20 protein-coding genes are annotated in these 21032 nt (G+C 38.0%); 1 reads left to right on the top strand and 19 read right to left on the bottom strand.

Annotation, left to right across the window (positions count from 1 at the left end):
• Positions 1 to 8: 8 nt before the first annotated feature.
• The 13 genes from HZR84_10695 to HZR84_10635 form a co-directional block, all read right to left on the bottom strand.
• On the bottom strand, positions 9 to 1811 hold the full coding sequence (locus tag HZR84_10695; protein ID QNL22387.1) for an ATPase: 1803 nt from the start codon (positions 1809 to 1811) through the stop codon (positions 9 to 11).
• A complete protein-coding gene (locus HZR84_10690; GenBank protein ID QNL22386.1) occupies positions 1795 to 2799 on the bottom strand; it encodes a D-glycero-beta-D-manno-heptose-7-phosphate kinase in 1005 nt (334 codons plus the stop codon). The genes HZR84_10695 and HZR84_10690 overlap by 17 nt, the downstream gene beginning before the upstream one ends.
• Entirely contained in the window at positions 2799 to 3998 is a 1200-nt protein-coding gene (locus HZR84_10685) for a pyridoxal phosphate-dependent aminotransferase (GenBank protein QNL22385.1), read from the bottom strand. The genes HZR84_10690 and HZR84_10685 overlap by 1 nt, the downstream gene beginning before the upstream one ends.
• 93 nt (positions 3999 to 4091) lie before the next feature.
• On the bottom strand, positions 4092 to 4430 hold the full coding sequence (locus HZR84_10680; protein QNL22384.1) for an MGMT family protein: 339 nt from the start codon (positions 4428 to 4430) through the stop codon (positions 4092 to 4094).
• 51 nt (positions 4431 to 4481) lie between these two features.
• A complete protein-coding gene (dnaK, locus tag HZR84_10675) occupies positions 4482 to 6407 on the bottom strand; it encodes a molecular chaperone DnaK (GenBank protein QNL22383.1) in 1926 nt (641 codons plus the stop codon).
• Positions 6408 to 6499: 92 nt separating this feature from the next.
• Positions 6500 to 7594 carry a DUF4249 family protein gene (locus HZR84_10670; protein ID QNL22382.1) on the bottom strand — a complete coding sequence of 365 codons (1095 nt, stop codon included), beginning with the start codon at positions 7592 to 7594 and terminating at the stop codon, positions 6500 to 6502.
• Between the two features lie 106 nt (positions 7595 to 7700).
• Entirely contained in the window at positions 7701 to 8312 is a 612-nt protein-coding gene (gene nqrE / locus HZR84_10665) for an NADH:ubiquinone reductase (Na(+)-transporting) subunit E (protein QNL22381.1), read from the bottom strand.
• A gap of 7 nt (positions 8313 to 8319) precedes the next feature.
• On the bottom strand, positions 8320 to 9006 hold the full coding sequence (locus HZR84_10660; GenBank protein ID QNL22380.1) for an NADH:ubiquinone reductase (Na(+)-transporting) subunit D: 687 nt from the start codon (positions 9004 to 9006) through the stop codon (positions 8320 to 8322).
• A gap of 6 nt (positions 9007 to 9012) precedes the next feature.
• The gene (nqrC, locus tag HZR84_10655; protein ID QNL22379.1) at positions 9013 to 9753 is read right to left on the bottom strand and encodes an NADH:ubiquinone reductase (Na(+)-transporting) subunit C; all 741 of its coding nucleotides are present in this window, start codon (positions 9751 to 9753) and stop codon (positions 9013 to 9015) included.
• On the bottom strand, positions 9740 to 10939 hold the full coding sequence (locus HZR84_10650; GenBank protein ID QNL22378.1) for an NADH:ubiquinone reductase (Na(+)-transporting) subunit B: 1200 nt from the start codon (positions 10937 to 10939) through the stop codon (positions 9740 to 9742). The genes nqrC and HZR84_10650 overlap by 14 nt, the downstream gene beginning before the upstream one ends.
• Positions 10940 to 10944: 5 nt before the next feature.
• Positions 10945 to 12321, bottom strand: a complete 1377-nt coding sequence (locus tag HZR84_10645) for a Na(+)-translocating NADH-quinone reductase subunit A (GenBank protein QNL23243.1) — start codon at positions 12319 to 12321, stop codon at positions 10945 to 10947.
• Positions 12322 to 12405: 84 nt separating this feature from the next.
• A complete protein-coding gene (locus HZR84_10640; protein QNL23242.1) occupies positions 12406 to 13308 on the bottom strand; it encodes a 4-hydroxy-3-methylbut-2-enyl diphosphate reductase in 903 nt (300 codons plus the stop codon).
• Between the two features lie 2 nt (positions 13309 to 13310).
• Entirely contained in the window at positions 13311 to 14009 is a 699-nt protein-coding gene (locus tag HZR84_10635; GenBank protein ID QNL22377.1) for a (d)CMP kinase, read from the bottom strand.
• 117 nt (positions 14010 to 14126) lie between these two features.
• Here HZR84_10635 and sucD point away from each other — a divergent pair, with 117 nt between their 5' ends.
• Entirely contained in the window at positions 14127 to 14996 is an 870-nt protein-coding gene (sucD, locus tag HZR84_10630) for a succinate--CoA ligase subunit alpha (GenBank protein QNL22376.1), read from the top strand.
• A gap of 50 nt (positions 14997 to 15046) precedes the next feature.
• Here the strand turns inward: sucD and rny are convergent, their stop codons facing one another.
• From rny to radC, 6 genes are read right to left on the bottom strand one after another with little or no spacing between them, the layout of a single operon-like run.
• On the bottom strand, positions 15047 to 16609 hold the full coding sequence (gene rny, locus HZR84_10625; protein QNL22375.1) for a ribonuclease Y: 1563 nt from the start codon (positions 16607 to 16609) through the stop codon (positions 15047 to 15049).
• Positions 16610 to 16651: 42 nt separating this feature from the next.
• The gene (locus tag HZR84_10620; GenBank protein ID QNL22374.1) at positions 16652 to 16936 is read right to left on the bottom strand and encodes a cell division protein ZapA; all 285 of its coding nucleotides are present in this window, start codon (positions 16934 to 16936) and stop codon (positions 16652 to 16654) included.
• 5 nt (positions 16937 to 16941) lie between these two features.
• Entirely contained in the window at positions 16942 to 17238 is a 297-nt protein-coding gene (locus tag HZR84_10615; protein ID QNL22373.1) for a hypothetical protein, read from the bottom strand.
• Between the two features lies 1 nt (position 17239).
• Positions 17240 to 19660: a phenylalanine--tRNA ligase subunit beta gene (locus HZR84_10610; protein ID QNL22372.1), complete on the bottom strand. Its 2421-nt coding sequence runs from the start codon at positions 19658 to 19660 to the stop codon at positions 17240 to 17242.
• Positions 19661 to 19713: 53 nt separating this feature from the next.
• Positions 19714 to 20316 carry a DUF1684 domain-containing protein gene (locus tag HZR84_10605; GenBank protein QNL22371.1) on the bottom strand — a complete coding sequence of 201 codons (603 nt, stop codon included), beginning with the start codon at positions 20314 to 20316 and terminating at the stop codon, positions 19714 to 19716.
• Positions 20309 to 21016 carry a DNA repair protein RadC gene (gene radC, locus HZR84_10600; GenBank protein ID QNL22370.1) on the bottom strand — a complete coding sequence of 236 codons (708 nt, stop codon included), beginning with the start codon at positions 21014 to 21016 and terminating at the stop codon, positions 20309 to 20311. The genes HZR84_10605 and radC overlap by 8 nt, the downstream gene beginning before the upstream one ends.
• Positions 21017 to 21032 lie beyond the last annotated feature (16 nt).

Raw genomic sequence — 21032 nt, 5'->3', positions numbered from 1 at the left:
TATTCCTTTTAACCAATCATCAAATGAGCTGTTGGATATCTAAAAGAAGGTTGTTCCTTATATCCGGCCAGTGCCACAGCAAGAGTTAAAGTACCGATTCTGCCAAGAAACATGGAAATCATAATAATTAATTTACCCATATCGGATAGTTCTGAAGTAATACCTGTGCTCAATCCCACAGTTGCGAATGCAGATACATGTTCAAACACAAGATCAAAAATTGCAATTTCCGGTTCGGCAATGCTAAGTACAAATACACCCAGTAAGTTATAAGTACTTGCAAATGCAAAAACGGTAAGTGCCTTATATAACAGTGCACTCGGGATTGATCTTTTACCCAAATCAATGCTGTCTTTGCCTTTTATTGTAGCTATGACAGAAACAAAAATCAATAAAAAAGTTGAGGTTTTAATTCCTCCTCCAGTAGAACCGGGAGAAGCCCCAATGAACATTAAAAATATTACAAAGATCAAGGTCGGCAGTTTCAGACTTGCAGTATCCAGTGTATTAAAGCCGGCGGTTCTTGAGGTCACAGACAAAAAGAATGAGTCTATAATTTTCTCAGAGGTCTGCAAACCCTTTAAAGTATTGTCGTTTTCCAAAAGTAAAATCATAATCATACCAATGATGATTAAAGCCCCTGAGGTATATAAAACCACTTTTGTACTCAGTTTCCAATCAACCCAGGGTTTTTCCATTCTTTCCCTGAGTTTATGCGGTGAAAACAAATCCTGCAGTGTTCCAAATCCCAGACCTCCCATTATAATTAAAGCAGCCAGAATCAAATGATGGAAATAGGCGAATCTCAATTGCTCTGTATAATACCCTTCGGGAAATAAGGCAAATCCTGCATTGCAAAAAGCAGAGACGGAATGAAATACCGAATAAAAAAGCCTTTCCCCAAGATCTTTAAATTCCACAGATGGGTCCCAGGATGCGAATAATAAAAAGGCTCCAAACATTTCAATAAAGAGGGTAAAAAAGATGATTTGTCGAATTAATCCTTGTGTTGAAAATATGCTTTCAGAGCTCATGAAGTCCTGAATTAATGACTGCTGTCGAATACCAACGCCCTGACCAATATAAAATGCAAAAAATGTTGCAAAGGAAATTATTCCCAGTCCACCCAATTGCATAAGAAAGAGTAAAACAATCTGTCCCTGAAAGGTAAAATAACTCGCCGTATCAACCACGATCAGGCCGGTAACGCAGGAAGCACTTACTGCGGTAAAAAGGGCATCTACAAGATCCATACTTCCTTCTTCTACCGACATTTTGGGTAAAACGAGAAGGATAGTACCCAATACGATAAGCGCCAAAAAACTCAATATGAAAAATGTTGGAGGGCTTACCTTCTTAAAAATGTTGCTTGTTCCGGTTTTTACAAAGTCAATTCCAATGATAAAGAGCAAAAACATTGTTACAAGCACTCTGTAAACATTGGGATAATTGATAAAGCCAATTGATTTTAAAAGGGTTTCAATGGGTACAAATGGGAGAAGCAAATTGGTAATTCCATGCAGAAGAATTATCAGCATGGCTAAACTTTCAGTTATATTTTCCCTGATAAACTGCCATCTTTGGAAATTAAATAAAAGTCGTAGCAAGAAACTAAAAACAAACAGGCCAAAAATCAGATCCAATACATTGAATAATATTTCAATTGTTTTTTGGCTAAGTTCAAAGCCATATATTACAATGAGAATTGATATGGCAATAAGCGTTGCCAGGCCCAATACATTTCTATAGGAACGCAGTACCCTTTCACGGGTGTTGTATAAAAAACTATTAAATTTATCTGCCCAGGCCATGTCTTGCTGGATCGATGCTATGTATGGCTTCTTCGAGCAGGGTGTCTTTTTCAATCGGCACTACGCCAACATGTTCGCAGACGAGTCCTCCTCCCAAATTGGATAATTCAGCCAAAAGTGATTCGGGTAAATCCAAAGCCTTACAACAAGTTGCGATGCTTATAACAGTGTCACCTGCACCTGACACATCAGAAATCTCTCTTCTATGTGCCGGAATTAAATCTGAAGTTTTAGCATCGTAAAAAATACCGTGTTCGGAGAGCGTTAACAATGTCATTTTATGATTGAGCTCATTTCTCAAAGAATCAGAAGCTCTTTTCAAACTATGCTTATCGTTTGGTATTATTTCAATATTCAGGCCCTCCTTTAATTCTTTCAAATTTGGTTTAAACAAGTCTACCTCTTTATATGAAAGGAAATTTCTTTTCTTTGGATCCACCGCAACCGGTATATTTCTTTCTCTGCATTTTTTGACCACAAAACTTATTAAGTCCTCACTGATCACTCCTTTATCATAATCCTCAAAAATAAGCGCATCACAATCGCTTATTAACTTATCAACTTTTCTTTTTAATGACTCATTTTCTTTTTCATCCAGAAGTTCTGTGTTTTCTGCATCAACTCTTAGCAAATGTTGGGTACCACCCAAAACCCGGTGTTTAATGGTAGTTGGTCTGTTTTCACTGCGATGTATTCCTGCTGTGGAAAAGTTTTGATCTTTTAGAAGATTCATGAAGTCATCTCCATCTGAATCCTGCCCTATCACAGAAACTAAAACAGGAGTGGCTCCAAGTGCCATAAGATTCAATGCTACATTTGCCGCACCTCCCAATCTTTTCTCTCTTTTTACCACATTTACGATTGGCACGGGTGCTTCGGGAGAAATCCTGCTGACCTTCCCCCATAAATAGGAATCGACCATTACATCTCCTATCACCATCACCTTGAGCTTATCAAATTCTTTAAATATGTTGGTGAAAACTGACATTAAGATAGTTCAGACAAGCTTTTTGAAATTCTTCTCACTGCTTCTTTCAATTGATCTTCGGAAGCGGCAAAGGACATTCTAAAACATTTTGGTGCTCCAAAAGCCGATCCAGCCACGGTCGACACGTGACTGTCGCTTAATAAATACATGCAAAAATCAACCGAATCTTTGATTGTAAAATCACCTTTTGATTTCCCAAAGTAATGGTCTATTTCGGGAAAAATATAAAATGCACCATCAGGTACATATGTTTTAATTCCGGGTATTTGATTGAGCAGTTCTAAAACAATATCTCTGCGTTTTCTAAAAGCATCGCGCATTTTAAAGGTTTCCTTTAAATCTGAGCTTGCCGCGGTAAGTGCTGCTCTTTGGGCGATTGAACAGGTAGCAGAAGTAAACTGTCCCTGTATTTTATCACAAGCCGATGCCAATTCCTGTGCAGCAGCAATGTACCCGACTCTCCATCCGGTCATTGCAAAACCTTTAGAAAATCCATTTACCAACACAACCTGGTCTTTTATTTCCGGAAATGAAGCAATGGACGAATGTTCTCCAAGGAAATTAATGTACTCGTATATCTCATCTGAAATGACGAACAGATTTGGAAATTTTTTAATAACTGAGGCAAATTCACCAAGTTCTTTTTTAGTATAAACAGTTCCGGTTGGATTTGAGGGCGAAGAAAAAATGACCGCTTTTGTTTTTGGACCAATTGCCTTTTCAAAATCCCTTGGATCGACCTTAAATTTATTCTCGAGTGATCCCTCCACTAAAACGGGTTTTCCTTCGGCCAGTTTAATCAGAGAAACATAGGATACCCAATAGGGTGTAAATACTATGACTTCATCTCCTGGATCCAGAAGACATAACATGACATTCGCAATACTTTGCTTTGCCCCGGTACTAACCACAATTTGTTTTGCGGAATAGTCTAGATTATTGTCTCGTTTTAGTTTTGCTGCAATAGCTTCTCTTAAATCTAAATAGCCGGGAATCGGTGGATAGGAAGTGTAGTTTTCTCTTATTCCTTTAATACCTCCTTCCTTAATGTGTTCCGGTGTATGAAAATCTGGTTCTCCCAAACTCAGGTTTATAACATCCACACCTTTTGAGGAAAGTTCTCTTGCCCTTTGAGCCATAGCAATGGTGGCAGAAGGTTTCATTGCTTTAATACGGGAGGAAAGAATTTCAGGGTTCATAGTTTAGATTTTGGGCTAAATTAAAATTTTTTAAAGCATTTTCTTTTTAAACCGGATTAAAAGTGAATAATAAGAAAATCATGCAAAATCGTCTTAGTTTAATACATCCAATTCTGTTTCCGGATCCCAAAAGCGCTCGCGAAAGTTTAATATTTTATCATTTTCGATTATTAGTCCTTCCTTTTTAAGTTCCCTTTCCATGGAATCGCCTGGAAAGTGAATTTTGCCAGTGAGTAATCCCTGTCTGTTTACTACCCTGTGTGCAGGAATAGGATCTTTGTTTGTTATACTTTGATTCAAAGCCCAGCCGACCATACGCGCACCCGATTTAGCACCAAGATATTTTGCAATTGCACCATAGGAAGTTACACGGCCTTCCGGGATAAGTTTGACTACGTCGAATACACTACTGAAAAATGAAAATTTGTCCATAAAAAAAGCCCGCCTAAAATAAGCGGGCTTCGTTTAATTTTAAAATTCAGATTACTTTTTATTTTCTGAATCTACTTCTTCATAATCTACATCAGTAACATCAGGATCATCTGACGATTCAGTACCTGCTTCATTGGAGTTTTCCGCTCCTTCTGTCTGGCCTGCCTCTTGTTGTGCCTGATAAATCTCACTTGATGCATTTTGCCATGCTGTATTGATCTCTTCCATTGCTGTATCAATGGCAGCAAGATCTTTAGATTCATGAGCTTTTTTCAATTTTTCAAGTGCAGATTCGATGCTCGACTTATTGGCATCAGATAATTTTTCACCAAACTCACTTAATTGTTTCTCAGTTTGGAAAATCATAGCATCAGCTGCATTGACTTTATCTGCCTGCTCTTTCGCCTGCTTGTCAGTTTCAGCGTTGGCTTCTGCTTCCTGCTTCATTTTTTCTATTTCTTCATCGGATAAGCCAGAAGAAGCTTCAATTCTAATTTTTTGCTCCTTACCGGTTCCTTTGTCTTTTGCAGAAACATTTAAAATTCCGTTGGCATCAATATCAAATGATACTTCTACCTGTGGCACACCTCTTGGTGCCGGTGGAATTCCATCCAAATGAAATTTACCAATGGTTCTATTGTCTTTTGCCATCGATCTTTCACCCTGAAGAACGTGAATCTCAACAGAAGGCTGATTATCAGCTGCTGTAGAGAATACTTCTGACTTCTTAGTAGGTATGGTGCTGTTAGCTTCGATTAATTTTGTAAATACACCGCCAACAGTTTCGATACCCAAAGAAAGCGGAGTAACATCCAACAAAAGAACATCTTTAACTTCTCCTGTTAATACTCCTCCTTGAATTGAAGCACCTATGGCTACAACTTCGTCAGGATTAACGCCTTTAGAAGGTTTCTTTCCAAAGAATTTTTCAACCTCTTCCTGAATTTTAGGAATTCTTGTAGATCCACCGACTAAGATGACTTCGTCGATTTCATTTGTGCTAAAGCCTGAGTTTTTAACGGCCTTTTTCACCGGCTCAAGCGTTCTTTTTATCAAAGTATCAGAAAGCTGTTCAAATTTGGCTCTTGTAAGCGTTTTTACAAGGTGTTTTGGTATCCCATCAACCGGCATAATATATGGCAGGTTAATTTCAGTACTGGTACTGCTTGATAATTCAATCTTAGCTTTCTCGGCGGCTTCTTTTAATCTTTGAAGAGCCATTGGATCTTTTGTTAAATCAATGCCTTCGTCTTTTTTAAATTCAGCCGATAACCAGTCAATAATAACCTGGTCAAAATCATCTCCACCAAGGTGTGTGTCACCATCGGTAGACTTTACTTCAAATACACCGTCTCCCAATTCAAGGACGGAAATATCAAATGTACCTCCACCCAAATCAAAAACAGCTATTTTTATATCCTGATTTTTCTTGTCCAGACCGTAGGCCAAAGCCGCCGCCGTAGGCTCGTTAATAATTCTTTTTACTTCCAGGCCTGCAATCTGACCGGCCTCTTTCGTAGCTTGTCTTTGAGAATCATTAAAATAAGCCGGTACGGTGATTACCGCTTCGGTAACTGTTGTACCCAGATAATCTTCAGCCGTTGCCTTCATTTTTTGAAGAATCATAGCTGAAATTTCCTGTGGAGTATAATTTCTGTCTCCTATTTTAACTCTCGGTGTATCGTTAGTACCCTTTTCGAGCTTATAAGATATATTTTCTGTTTCTTTCTTTGCATCGCTGAATGTACGACCCATAAATCTTTTTATGGACATAATCGTATTTTCAGGATTTGTTATGGCCTGTCGTTTTGCAGGATCACCTACTTTTCTCTCTCCTTTACCTCCATCTAAAAATGCTACAACAGAAGGTGTGGTTCTTTTCCCTTCGCTATTTGGTATAACGACAGGTTCATTTCCCTCCATTACAGCTACGACGGAATTGGTAGTTCCTAAATCTATTCCTATTATTTTTCCCATGCGTTCTTAATGTTATTTTTATTCTTTACATGGGACGGACAAGCATTATGCCAAGTGGAATTCAGATATAATTATCTGTCATATTGACATAATTATTCCTCAAAAAAGAACTTGAGGTCAGGCCAACTGCTAAAATAGTTGGTATTATTAAAGTTACTTACAACTGAAATTGGCAATTTATTAGTAACTAAAATATTGCGTGATGCGATCAAACCCAATCCATTGTCTACGTTAGTATAGAGTGGCCTGGTTTGCGAAAGTGGGTTAAAATTACCATTCACTTCCAGATAATTTTCATACGATTCATTGTAGTAATAAAAAGTGAACTGAATATTAAGAAGCGCTCTTGAAATAACACCATTTTCCTCATCATTTTCAGTGTCAATGACTCTTGACAAGTAAGATCCAAATGCTGTTTCACCAATAGGAATGGTACCATTGCTCCCATATGATTTTCCCGGAACATTTTCATCGAGATCAAGTGTGATTACCGACCACACATTATCTTTTGTACTAAAAGTATCTCGGTCTCGATCTTCTTCTTCATATTCAACAGTATATTCTACAACAGCTTCAAGAGAGAAAAAAGCAGCATTCTCAGGACCTTCAAATTCTAGAAAAGACAGCGGGTTCATACTGCCATCTTCATTAAAATCTAAATTTCTTCTTAAAGAACCTTCGAATTCAAAATCTCTACAGGAATATCGTATCGGTGCTATAATTCTTTCACAATCTATAATATCAGTAGCTGCCGTAGCTTCCAATCCAGATTCCGTATTTTTAAATTTAAAAATATACTCGTATCCATCGGTTTTAAAATCTTTGAAATCGGTTTTATAAACGTACTGCCCGGGTGCTGCAAATTCGCCAGGAGCTTTATTTTCATTGTATTCTGGTACTAATACATCTACTTCGCTTGTATCCCCATTTTGTCTGTCTAGCTCCAAAAGCGTTAATTTAACCTTGGTTGTGTCGTAATAAAGTGAATCAAAATTCTTGGCTATTTCCAAAGCATTTCCATCCTGATTGCTGTATGCTTTTTGAAGTCTGATATAATTTATCGAATCGCTTTGATTAATCAGGCCAAACATAATAGGAGTTTCCCTAAAATCTGCGTTTACATCCAGATCTGTACTGCAAGCATTAAAAAGAATAATTGAAAGTATAAGAATTACGAATACGCGCATTTTTTAATTTTATTTGACGTCCAAAAATATAAAAAGACAAACAAATCGTCTGTCTTTTTACATAAGTGGATAAATTCGGCAATTACCGAAGCGAAATATTTAATAATTAAAGGGAAATGCCCATAAATGACATAAAAGCGATTCCCATCAATCCGGTAATTATGAATGTAATTCCCAAGCCTTTTAATGGATCAGGTACATTCGAATATTTTAATTTTTCTCTAATCGCCGCAATCGCAATAATAGCTAAAAGCCATCCGATACCTGAAGAAAATCCAAATACGGTTGCTTCTGCCAAATTGTATTCATAAGTCACCATAAATAATGACGATCCTAGAATGGCACAGTTTACTGCAATTAAAGGAAGAAAAATACCTAAGGAACCGTATAATGCAGGTGATACTTTTTCGATTACCATTTCAACCAGTTGCACCATCGCTGCTATGACGGCGATAAACATAATAAAGGTTAAAAAGCTCAAATCAACTTCTGCAAAATCAGCACCCAACCATGTCAGCGCTCCTTCTTTCAATACAAATTCTGTCAAAAGCCAGTTTGCCGGAACTGTTATTGTCAATACAAAAACAACAGCCAAACCAAGGCCCATTGCAGTTGATACTTTCTTGGAAACGGCCAAATATGAACACATACCCAGAAAGTATGCAAAAATCATATTGTTAATAAAGATCGATTTAATACCGAGATTAAATAATTCCATAAGAATATTAATTGTGTTCTACGTATCCGTTTCTCGCCCTTTGTACCCAGATTATAATTCCAATAATCAGGAAGGCACCTATTGAATTCACCATTAATCCATTATTTGCATAAGGAATGCCGGCTACTTCGAAAACTTTAAATCCAAATACTGATCCGGATCCTAAAAGTTCTCTGAAAAAAGCTACTGCCAGAATGATCCAGGCATAACCCAATCCACTACCTAATCCATCCAACAATGAATCATAGGGTTTATTCCCCATGGCAAAGGCTTCTAAACGTCCCATTACAATGCAATTTGTAATGATCAAACCTACAAAAACCGATAATATCTTTGAGATATCGAAGAAATAGGCTTTTAAAACCTGGTCAACCAAAACAACTAATGAAGCGATAACCGACAATTGAACGATTATTCGGACCCTGTTTGGAATTAAATTTCGCAATAAGGAAATAATCAAATTTGAAAAAACAATAACGGCTATTACTGCTATTGCCATAACCAATGTAGGCTTCATTTGGGTAGTCACAGCCAAAGCAGAACATATGCCCAAAACCTGAACAGTAATTGGATTATCTTCATCTAGAGGATCCGACATTAACTTTTTTCGCCTCTTTGATAAAAGTGCCTCACTGGGAGCTTTTACTACTTCTTGCTCCTGAATTTGATCTTGTTCTAAAGTTTCAGTACTCATATTTTTTTAGTTCATGCTTATGTTAGAACCACTTGTTTTCTTTTCAAAAAAGGGCAAATAATGATCCATATAATTGTAAATCATTTTCTGTACACCCTTAGAAGTAATTGTTGCTCCGGATAATCCATCAATTTTGTGCGGATCGGTCGGATTATTTCCTTCTCCCTTAAGAACAGTAATACCAACTAGTTTACCGTTTTCATCTTTTATTTTTTTACCTACCAGCCTTTTTTGAAATTCTTTTTCAGTAATTCTGGCTCCGAGACCTGGTGTTTCGGAAATATGATCAAAAACAGCTCCTGCCAACGTATTCCCGTCTTGCTCCACTGCCATATATCCATAAATTTTATCCCAAAGGCCATTTCCATAAACAGGTAAAATATAACATTGAATATTTCCCGATTCATTTAGCTTTTCAAATACCGGGTATAATCTGTCTTCAGGGGCTTTTTTAAATTCCTTCCCCACTTCAATATTTTCCGCTTCTACTTTTTCACCATTTACTTCATCGACCCTTTTACCTTCCGCATCAACCACATAGGATTGAATTTCCTTTTCGTAAATTTTCAAAACATCATCCTCAGGGCCAATTTCCATTACAGCTCCTAAAATTGATTTCTTTTTAAAAAGGTCTTCCTGTTTTTTTTGCTCGGGTTTTAGACCAACTGCTGCCAATGCCAGAAGTCCACCGAGAACGACTGTTAATACTGCAGAAAAAACTATGATGTATATATTAGACTGTTGCACGTTTTAATCTTCTTTTTTTGTTAGCATCAACTACATAAAAATCTATCAAAGGAGCAAAGACATTCATTAAAAGAATAGCCAGCATTACTCCTTCCGGATAAGCAGGGTTCAATACTCTTATAATAACAGTCAAAACCCCAGCTAAAAATCCGTATATCCATTTTCCGGCAAAAGTTTGCGCCGCAGATACCGGATCGGTTGCCATAAAGACAATCGCAAATGCCAAACCTCCAATTACAAAATGGTAGTAAAAAGGCAAATTCATATACTCATTGGCACCAATAATATTTAATCCAATGGCCATGGCTGCTACACCGAGAACCATGCTCAGCATTATTCTCCAGCTTCCTACTCCCGTTGCCAAAAGAATTACAGCACCGATCAATACCATTAATGTAGATGTTTCGCCAATAGAACCGGGTATGGTACCAATGAACATACTCTTTATTGAAAACATATCGGGCTGCCAAAAACTACCGTAGGCCTGAATCAAATTGCTGGTATTTTCTCCCGTTCCTGATTCATAGGCAATAGAAAGCGCAGTTGCACCTGAATAACCTTCTACTGTTTGAGCATTATCTCCCAATACGGTCCATACATCACCGGAAATTTGTGAGGGATAAGCAAAATAAAGAAATGCCCTGGCAGTTAATGCCGGGTTTAAGATATTCATCCCCGTACCACCAAATACTTCCTTAACCATAACTACACTAAATATTGTGGCTACAGCCACTTGCCATAAAGGAATAGTTGCCGGCATAATTAATGGAATAAGCATTCCTGTAACGAGAAAACCTTCATTTACAGGATGCTTTCTAAAAATTGCAAACAGAAACTCAACACCAAGTCCGGATGCATAAGACACCACAACAATAGGAAGAACATATTTTGACCCAAATAAGAATTTAGTCATGAAATCAGCCTCTTCGCCTATTGCGATAAAATGCTGATGCCCGGTATTCCAGATACCAAAAATCAAACATGGCACAAGCGCCACGATTACGGTCATCATAAGACGCTTTAAATCAACCGCATCTCTGATATGAGCTCCTTTTTGTGGGGCCGTGGTTTTGGGCGTAAACATGAGAGTTTCGAACGCCTCAAAGGGATAATACAATTTTTCGTATTTCCCGCCTTTCTCAAAATTAGGTTTTACCTTATCGAATATGTCTCTTAAAAACTTCATTTATTTTACGCTTCTAGCATTAAATTAATACCATCTCTTACAATTTGCTGAACATCCATTTTGGATACATCGACAAATTCGCAAAGTGCCAAATCTTCTTCAATAACTTCATAAATCCCCAGGGCTTCCATTTCATCATAATCTTCCGCCATAATTGCTTTAAGCAAATAAACCGGCAATAAATCCATAGGCACAACCTTTTCAAATATTCCCGTCTGCACAAATGCCCTTTCCTCACCGTTCATATTTGTATCGAGCTTGTATTCTTTCTTCTTGCCATTGAGAAATGAAAAAAGCAATAAAGCCCTGTGAGCGCTTAATCGATTAAACTGAGGTGAAAACCAGCCTTCCGTCAAAAAGAATTTGTAGTTATCTCCTTCCGGTAGAACAGAAATTAAATTATCATAATACCCAAGATATCCATCCTGATTAATTCTTTGTCCTGTCAATGGATTGCCTGAAATAATGCGAACATGCTCATTTTCAAGATTCCCTTGCAGAAATTTATTGACCGATGCTCCGGCAATGGTTTCAAAATATCTTGGATTTTTAACTTCTGAGCCCGCTAATGCTATGGTTTGCCTAAGGTCTACTTTTCCTTCAAGAAAAAATCGACCGATCCACACTACGGCTATAGGCCTGATGGTCCATACTACATCACCTTTATTAATGGGATCCAAATGGTGAATCTGAACACCTACGTTTCCTGCCGGATGGGGGCCAGAAAATTTAGTGACCTGAATGTCTTTAATTTGAGAAAACACTGAAGGAACCTCGCTATCCGCACTCAAACCCAGATGGGCCGTACCCGAAGCAAATTTGTTTAGTACTGAAATGCCGGCCTGAAAATATTTTTCCTGCCCCTTTAAAGTAAAACCTATATCTGCTGCCAGTGGATGTGTATCAAAACCAGAAATAAAAATGGCTTTTGGTTGATCTTCCGGATTGGCAATAATTCCAAATGGTCTCTGGATCAGATTTACCCACAATCCTGACTCGATCAATTGCTTTTTTATATCTTCCTGATCAAGATTGGTAATATCAGAAACCGAATTTTCCTTAAAACTTTTAAACTGAATTTCCTTATCAGCTAAAATTTTAATGTATTCTAATTTCCTTTTGTCCCCTCTCTTGATTTCCACTACTTCTCCACTTACAGGAGATGTAGCTCTTATATGAGCATTCTTTTTATCAAAGAACAATTCAGATCCAGCTTTAACTGTATCCCCTTCTTCGATGGAAGGTTTTGGTCTTTGAAGGCCCGGATAATTAGAAGGTATTATTGCGAATGTTTCGGTTCGATCTAATTTATCAAGTGTTTTTTCAGCTTTTCCCGCCAAATTGATATCAAACCCTTTTTTTAACCTTACGATTTTCGACATAGTGCTTTTCTCAGCTCTCAAAATTCTCGGCAAATTTATTAAAAAAATTTACATAGGATTCGCAGAAATTGATTCTTAAACAGATTAAACTTCCTCTTTGAGTAAACTTAATTTTTCTATTTCAGATTTTACATTTTCCATTAACCACATTGGAGTTGATGTGGCGCCACAAATTCCCACTGATTTGGCTGTTTCGAACCATTTTTCATCAAGTTCCTCCGAACTTTCAATAAAGTAACTCTGATCATTTACATTTTTGCAAACTGCATACAAAGCTTTGCCATTTGAACTTTTTTTGCCACTCACAAAAACTATGACCTCGTGTTCCTGAGAAAATTTATACAATTGGGGCTCGCGGTTGGACACCTGACGGCAAATACTATCATTGGCGTCAAATTCAAATTCAGTTAATTTATTCCTGACTTTGGATTCTTCAATTCGTCTTTCAATTTCTTCTTTCAAGGTGTAAAAACCTTTTGTGCTCTTGGTCGTCTGACTGTAAAGCGTAATGGGTTTGTCAAAATCCACTTTGTCGAGATCATCAATTCCCGAAACAATAATGGCTTCATCTTTGGTTTGGCCGGTGAGTCCAATAATTTCAGCATGACCGGGTTTACCATAGATTACAATCTGACCATTTATTTCCTTTGATTTATCGTAAGAGTGCTTCACCCTGTTTTGCAATTTCAAAACCACCGGACAAGATGCATCAATCAATTCCAGGTTGTTTTCCCGCGCTATTTTATAGGTCTCCGGTGGTTCTCCGTGTGCCCTGATCAACACCTTGGAATCCGATATGCTTTTCAATTTATCCTTATCGATTATTTCCAGACCTTTTGCATTTAGTCTTTTAACCTCCATATCGTTATGGACAATATCACCCAAACAGTAAAGTTTACCCGATTCTTTCAGCTCGTCTTCAGCCATTTGAATGGCAAACTCCACCCCAAAGCAATATCCCGAATTCTGATCTATCTCTACTTTTATCATTAAGAATTGATTATTTGTAATGCTTCCTTTTTGACAATTCTGATTTGTTCCTCTATGCTTAAAAAACTGGTATCCATGACTTTTGCGTCAATTGACTTTATCAAAGGGTTTTCCTTTCGACTTTGATCGAGCTCGTCTCTGGATAACAGATTCGCTTTTACTTCTTCAAAATTAGCATTTATTCCTTTCGCTTCTAATTCTTTCATCCTTCTTTCCACGCGAACTTCGATATTGGCAGTAAAATAGAACTTTAGCTCGGCCTTCGGAAAAACATTAGATCCTATGTCCCGACCGTCCATTACAATTTTTTTCTGCTTTCCCATCAATCTTTGCTGGGCTACCATTTGATGTCTGACAGCCACAATGCTACTGACTTTAGACACCTTTTTAGAAACATCCATCGTGCGAATTTGTTCTTCGACGTTTTGCCCGTTCAAAATGATTTCAGAAAAACCTTTTTCCTTAGAAAATGAAAAGCTGAGAATTATTTTTTTCAATGCTTTTTTCACCTCCTCATCATCTTCTAAATCAATATTATTTTCAATAAAATAAAGAGTGACAGCGCGGTACATGGCCCCTGAATCTACATAGGCATATTCTAATTCCCTGGCTACACCCTTTGCAGTGGTAGATTTCCCACATCCCGAATGTCCGTCAATTGCAATTATTATATCTTTCAAAAGAATAAGATTTGGCATGCGAATATACTTAAATATCAACCACAGAGAATTAATGAATGTTTTTTTGAGATAAGAAATTAAGGTTTGGATAAGGGACAAAATCACATATTTTTGCAAGGCATTTAAATAAAAACCATGAGCGTTTTAGTAAATAAAAATTCAAAAGTTATAGTGCAGGGCTTCACCGGTTCCGAGGGCACATTTCACGCAGAACAAATGATTGAATACGGCACAAATGTCGTGGGGGGAGTTACTCCGGGAAAAGGTGGAAAAGAGCATTTGGGCAAACCTGTTTTCAATACGGTTAAAGAGGCCGTAGACAAAACGGGTGCTGATGTCACGATTATATTCGTTCCACCGGCCTTTGCAGCCGATGCAATTATGGAAGCAGCAGATGGAGGAATTAAAGTTATCATTACAATTACGGAAGGCATTCCTGTAAAAGATATGATAGCCGTAAAAGAATACATTAAGAAACGCGATGTTCGAATGGTTGGCCCCAATTGTCCGGGAGTAATTACAGCAGAAGAAGCCAAAGTGGGCATCATGCCGGGTTTTATATTTAAGAAAGGTCGAGTTGGGATCGTTTCCAAATCAGGAACTCTAACCTACGAAGCAGCCGATCAGGTTGTAAAAGCCGGATTCGGTATTTCTACAGCTATTGGAATTGGCGGAGATCCTATCATCGGTACTTCAACAAAAGAAGCCGTTGAATTATTAATGGCAGATGATGAAACCGATGCCATTGTGATGATCGGTGAAATCGGCGGTCAATACGAAGCCGATGCTGCAAAATGGATTAAGGCTCAGGGCAATCCCAAACCTGTGATAGGCTTTATTGCAGGGCAAACTGCACCTCCGGGAAGAAGGATGGGGCATGCCGGTGCCATCATCGGTGGCGCTGATGATACGGCAGAAGCTAAAATGAAGATCATGAGAGAGTGCGGACTGCATGTTGTAGAGTCACCCGCAGATATTGGTAAGACGCTTTCCAAAGTCAGCTAATCATCCACAAAATTTGAAATTATTTAAAGCCACAATAATTGTGGCTTTTTTTATTTAGCATAAGCTATTGCTCTTTTCTCACGGATCACGGTCACTTTAATCTGACCGGGATACTGCATTTCTTTTTCGATTTTTTGTGAAATATCAAATGATAAAGCATCGGCTTTTTCATCCGCCACGGATTCTGCATCAACAATTACACGTAATTCTCTTCCCGCCTGAATAGCATAACACTTTGTCACGCCATCGAAGGATAATGCCAATTCTTCCAGATCCTTTAAACGCTGGATATAGGATTCCATGATTTCACGTCTTGCTCCGGGTCTGGAACCGGAAATTGCATCGCAAATCTGAATAATAGGGGATATCAAAGAAGTCATTTCTATTTCATCGTGATGGGCACCAATGGCATTCAGTACTACAGGCTTTTCCTTGTATTTCTTAGCCAGTTCCATGCCCAATAATGCATGAGGTAATTCGGATTCCTCGGGAACTACTTTCCCAATATCGTGCAATAATCCGGCGCGTTTGGCAATTTTGGGATTCAAACCCAGTTCAGACGCCATGGTCGCACATAGATTAGCCACTTCCCTGGAGTGTTGAAGTAGATTTTGTCCATAAGAAGAACGGAATCGCATTCTACCGACTAATCTTATTAATTCGGGATGTAAACCGTGAATTCCCAGATCAATGACTGTTCTTTCACCAATCTCCACAATTTCATTGTTTATATCCTTACTTGTCTTTGCTACAATTTCTTCAATCCTCGCGGGGTGGATTCTGCCGTCAGCTACCAGTCTGTGTAAGGACAATCTTGCTATTTCCCGCCTCACAGGATCAAACCCTGAAATAATAATTGCCTCAGGTGTATCATCAACAATAATTTCCACACCGGTTACCGCTTCCAGTGCACGAATATTTCTTCCTTCTCTTCCTATTATTTTTCCTTTTAAATCATCGCTTTCAAGATTGAAAACCGATACGCAATTTTCAATTGTAAATTCCGGCGCCATTCTTTGAATCGTATTAATTACAATTCGCTTGGCTTCTTTTGAAGCACGCATTTTGGCATCATCGACGATATCCTTGATATAGGAAGATGCATGTGTTTTGGCTTCATCTCTCAATGTTTGAACTAATTGTTCCCTTGCTTCATCGGCAGTCATATTTGCCATCTTTTCAAGCCGCTCCACTTGCGAAGCTTTGACACGGTCGGCTTCGGCTTTGCGTTTGGAAACGATCTCCATTTGCGCCTGCAAGTTTTCTTTCAAGCTTTCCAGCTCTGCTTCTTTTCTGGAGTTTTCTTCAATTAGTTTGCGAAGATTTTCATCCTTATTTCGGATCTTATTCTCGTTCTGAATAATGATCGATTTCTTCTTTGCGAATTCCTCTTCAATTTCGCTTTTCATTGAAATCATCTTTTCCTTGGCTTCAAGTATTTTATCTTTCTTAATGCTTTCAGCTTGTGATTCGGCTTCAGATATTATAAGCCTGGCCTTGTTTTTTGCATCAGCTTCTTCTCTCTTTAGTATTGTTTTGAGCAGGTAACGCCCTATTGCCAAACCCGTCAAAAGGCATACGAATCCGGTGATTATTAATCCTATCATTTCCATCTATATTTATGTGGAAGACGATATGGGCAACAGGTTATTTAATCAGATAAATTCCGCTATTTTGGATTCAATAGATTGTACTTGTTTGTTAAGGTTTGAAAACAGCACCTGACGTTCGGAATCGAGATTGAGCTTATCGACCAATATTTCAAAGGCCACCATGGCCAGAAGATCCTGTTTATCTTCAATTCCAAAATTATCTCTGTATTCTTTAATCTTTTCGTTTAGGATTCTCGCTGTTTTTCTGATATGCTCTTCCTCCTCATATGCCACCTTCAAAGGATAATCCCTATCAGCAATCTTTAATTTTATTGAGAGCGTATCCAAATCTATTATTCTTTAAGTAAGTCTATACATTGATCTATTTCCCCTATGTAGCGATCCAATAAGTTTTTTAACTCTGTTGAATCCATTCCGCCACTATCCATCTTGTCTACAAGTTTACCAATTTTATGGTTATTTTGAAAGTTCTCTAAGTCTCTCGATTTACTTTCCAATTCAACTTTTAATTCAGAATTTTCTTTTTTCAAATTCTCCATTTCAATTTTAATTTCCCTGTAAGAATTAAAGAAATCCTGAAGTTTAAGATTTAAGCCTTCCAGCCTGTTTTGAAGTTCTAGAGCATTCATTTTATCTTCTGATGACAGCGCCTAATTCTTTTTCGTATTTATCGATGAGATTGTTCATTAACTTATCAATTCTTTTGTCTTCCAGTGTTTTTTCAGGATCTATCAAAATAAAACTCATCGCGTAGGATTTTTTTCCTTTTTCCAATGGTTTTCCTTTGAATACATCGAAAACCCCAATCCTGTTGATTAATGATCCTCCTTCTTTTTCTGCTATTGCAATGATTTGATCATAACTGATTGCCTCATCCAATACCAATGAAAGATCTCTTCGCACTTCTGGAAATTTAGGAATTTCTTTAAACAAAATATCTTTTTTTCCGGATTCGATAAATTTATCCAATTCAATTCCGGCAATGATAGCATCCTGTTCCAGGTCAAAGGTTTTGAGCATTTTATCATCAATCGATCCCACCCAGCCAATCACATCTTTTTTATGATAAATTTGAAATCCGCCTGCTTTTAAAAATTTATAGTTTCCGGGTTTGATTCCCGGCACTGGCAAGCCGACCCTTTCAGCTATTCCATTGAGAACAGATTTCAGGTCAAAGAAATTTTGAGCTTTATTTTCAGATAGCCATGATTCCTCATTTGATTGTCCGCTAAGGGCAATTGATAAGGCCCTTTTTTGATGATAGGCCTTTCCTTTTTTTGCATAAATGAAGCCCAATTCGAATAACCTTAAATTTTTCTGTTTCCGATTGACATTGTGGCGCAACACTTCGAGCATTGAATACAGTAAATTGTTTCGCATCACACCGAGTTCTTCACTCAGTTTGTTGAGGATTATTGCATTTTCGTAACCCTCGCCAAAATGCTCCTGTCTTAGATCGTATTCGCTATTACTGAGTGAGTTACTTTGTATCTCATTGAAATTTCTTCCAATCAAATAATCGCTAATAATATCTTCGAATTGGCCATAATCTCCCTTATCTCCGGGCGCCAGATACTCAGATCCGGTATTTTTACTTAATGGGATATTGTTGAATCCGTAAATTCTTAATATTTCCTCAATAAGATCCGCAGCTCTGCTTACTTCCGTTCGATAATTGGGCACTTCAAATTTCCAGGCTTTATCCGAATCAGAGATTAGCTTTATATCCAGATTTTTTAAGATTTTGATAACTTCTTCATGATCGATTTCCACGCCAATCAATCTCTTAATCTCAGATTTCTTTAATTCCACTTCCCGGGCTTTGGCTTGCTCCGGATAAATATCAAAAAGCTCAGATGCAATTTTACCACCGGCAATTTCTGCCAATAGAACTGCCGCTTTCTTTAATGCTGATATGACCATGTCAATATCAGTCCCTCTTTCAAAACGGAAGGCAGCATCCGTCTTTAAGCCGTGCCTTTGGGAGGATTTTCTAATGAATACAGGGTCAAAACAAGCGCTTTCTAAAAATATACTGGTGGTTGTTTCACTTACACCCGAATCTATTCCACCAAAGACACCTCCAATACACATCGGCTCATTTCCATTGCATATCATGAGGTCTTCTTCATGAAGTATCCTTTCTACTTCATCCAGGGTCTTAAACTTTTGGCCTTTAAGACCGTGTTTTACTATTACTTTGGATCCCGAAATTTTATCATAATCAAAAGCATGTAAGGGCTGACCAAGATCGTGAAGAATGAAATTTGTTGTATCTACTATATTATTTATAGGACTCAGGCCAATGGCTTTTAGTCTATTTTGAAGCCAGGATGGCGAATCCTCAACTTTCAAATTACTAATCACAATACCGGCATATCTCGGGCAGGCTTCCGGATGTAGAAGTTCTACCTCTAATTTTTTCATTTCCCCTTTGGCCGGCCAGTCTTTGGGCACAAAGGATTTAAGTTCTTTACTATATAGCGCTTTAATATCCCTGGCCACACCTAAATGACTTGCGGCATCTCCCCTGTTTGGTGTTAGACCTATTTCAATGGAAATATCAGAATAGGCCTTAAAATATTCAGATGCAGGCGTCCCATTTGGCAAGTCTGTATCTAAAACCATAATGCCTTCGTGGTTTTCACCTAAGCCCAATTCATCCTCAGCACATATCATTCCTTCTGAAACTTCCCCTCTGATTTTTGCTTTCTTAATTTTAAAAGCTTCGGAATTTATGGGGTAAATAAAAGCACCGGGAGTGGCGACCAAGACTTTTTGCCCTTCTGCTACATTTGGTGCACCGCAAACAATGGGAGATTCTTTTCCGGATCCTATATCTACGCTTGTCAGTGAAAGCCGGTCTGCATTTGGGTGTTTCTTACAGGATTTAACTTCGCCAATTACCACCCCTTTTAAACCACCGGGTAGGGATTCGAATTTATCAATCCCTTCTACTTCGAGGCCACCAAAAGTCAGTTTGTCAGCTAACTTTTCAGGTTCGTCATGTATTTCAATAAATTCTTTTAACCAATTAAGCGATACTTTCATAAAATAGCTCTTAGCGAATCTGCAAAAGTATATGTTTCAGAGGGCTAATAAAGTTATTTATAATTTTTTTCGCCTGCTTCTATTTTAAAGTCTATATAATTGGACTCAGGAGGCAGAGGACAACTAAATTTTTCATCGTAAGCACAGAAGGGATTGTACGCCAGGTTAAAGTCCAGTTCTACCGATGAATCGTCTTTAATTTCGGCATCGAGGTATCTTCCTGCACCATAACTTTCATTTCCACTGGTTTGGTCTTTAAATGGAATAAATGCCTTTTTGTAATTCGCGTTGAAAGTAGGCTCAATAAATATAATCAAGGAATCTTTTTTTCCATCAATTTCAAAAATTGCCATGGCAAATTTGATGTAAGGCCTTATAGAGCCGTCGTTGGTGGCAAGTTCTACCCTACCTACGTCCGGAATTTGAGCAATTCTGGCTTTGACTCTGTACTTTTTTTGAGGTTCGAAAAATTCAATTGCCGACCTGTTGATTTTTTCCTTGACCGGAGATTCAGGACTCAGACTTAAAAAGTTAATTTTTTCTTCATGGATTTTTTTGATCCCTTCAACATAGGCCGAATTACCCGAGTTGAGTGAATAAACAACAATGAAAAAAACAATTGCTACCAGGGCAAATAAGATATACTTTCTATTCATAATTCATCAATCCTTCATCGGCAAAACTAAAATAACCGGAGTTAGAATAAATAAGATGATCCAATATCGGCAAGTCCAGCATGATTCCACCTCTTATCATTCTTTTAGTTAAATCAATATCAGCCTTGCTTGGTTTCAAATTTCCCGAAGGATGATTATGAACAAGGATGATTCCACTTGCACAATGCGACAAGCCTTCGGCAAAAATAATTTTGGGATCTGCCACAGTGCCTGAAATTCCCCCTTTGCTAACGTGATGAACCTTTAAAACCTGATTGGCCCGATTGAGAAAAACAGCATAAAATTCTTCATGCATTAAATCCATTAAAAATGGGGTGATCAATTGAAAAACATCGTAAGACGATTGCATTTTTGGTTTTGCAGGCAGTTCTGAAGCGCTGCGTCTACGGCTCAGCTCCAATGCACATATGATGCTTATCGCTTTGGCCTCCCCTATTCCGCGAATGTTGAGTAAATCCTTGACCGTCATCTGTGCCAATACGTTGAGATTATAATCACAACGCTTTAAAATCAATTTCGCAATATCTACAGCAGTAAGAGATTTGGTGCCTGTTCCAATTAAGATGGCGAGCAGTTCCGCATCGCTAAGTACATTTTTACCTTTTAATAAAAGTTTTTCTCTCGGACGGTCATGTTCTACCCATGAGAGAATACCATTTCTTTTTTCGTCGAGTTTCATATCGACCTAAAATAAA

Origin of the sequence: Hyphobacterium sp. CCMP332, assembly GCA_014323545.1 — a bacterium.
In the GTDB taxonomy this organism is placed as follows: Bacteria; Bacteroidota; Bacteroidia; order Cytophagales; family CCMP332; genus CCMP332.
The sequence above is the reverse complement of the archived record's forward strand: the minus strand, read 5'-3'. Positions and strand labels throughout refer to the sequence as shown.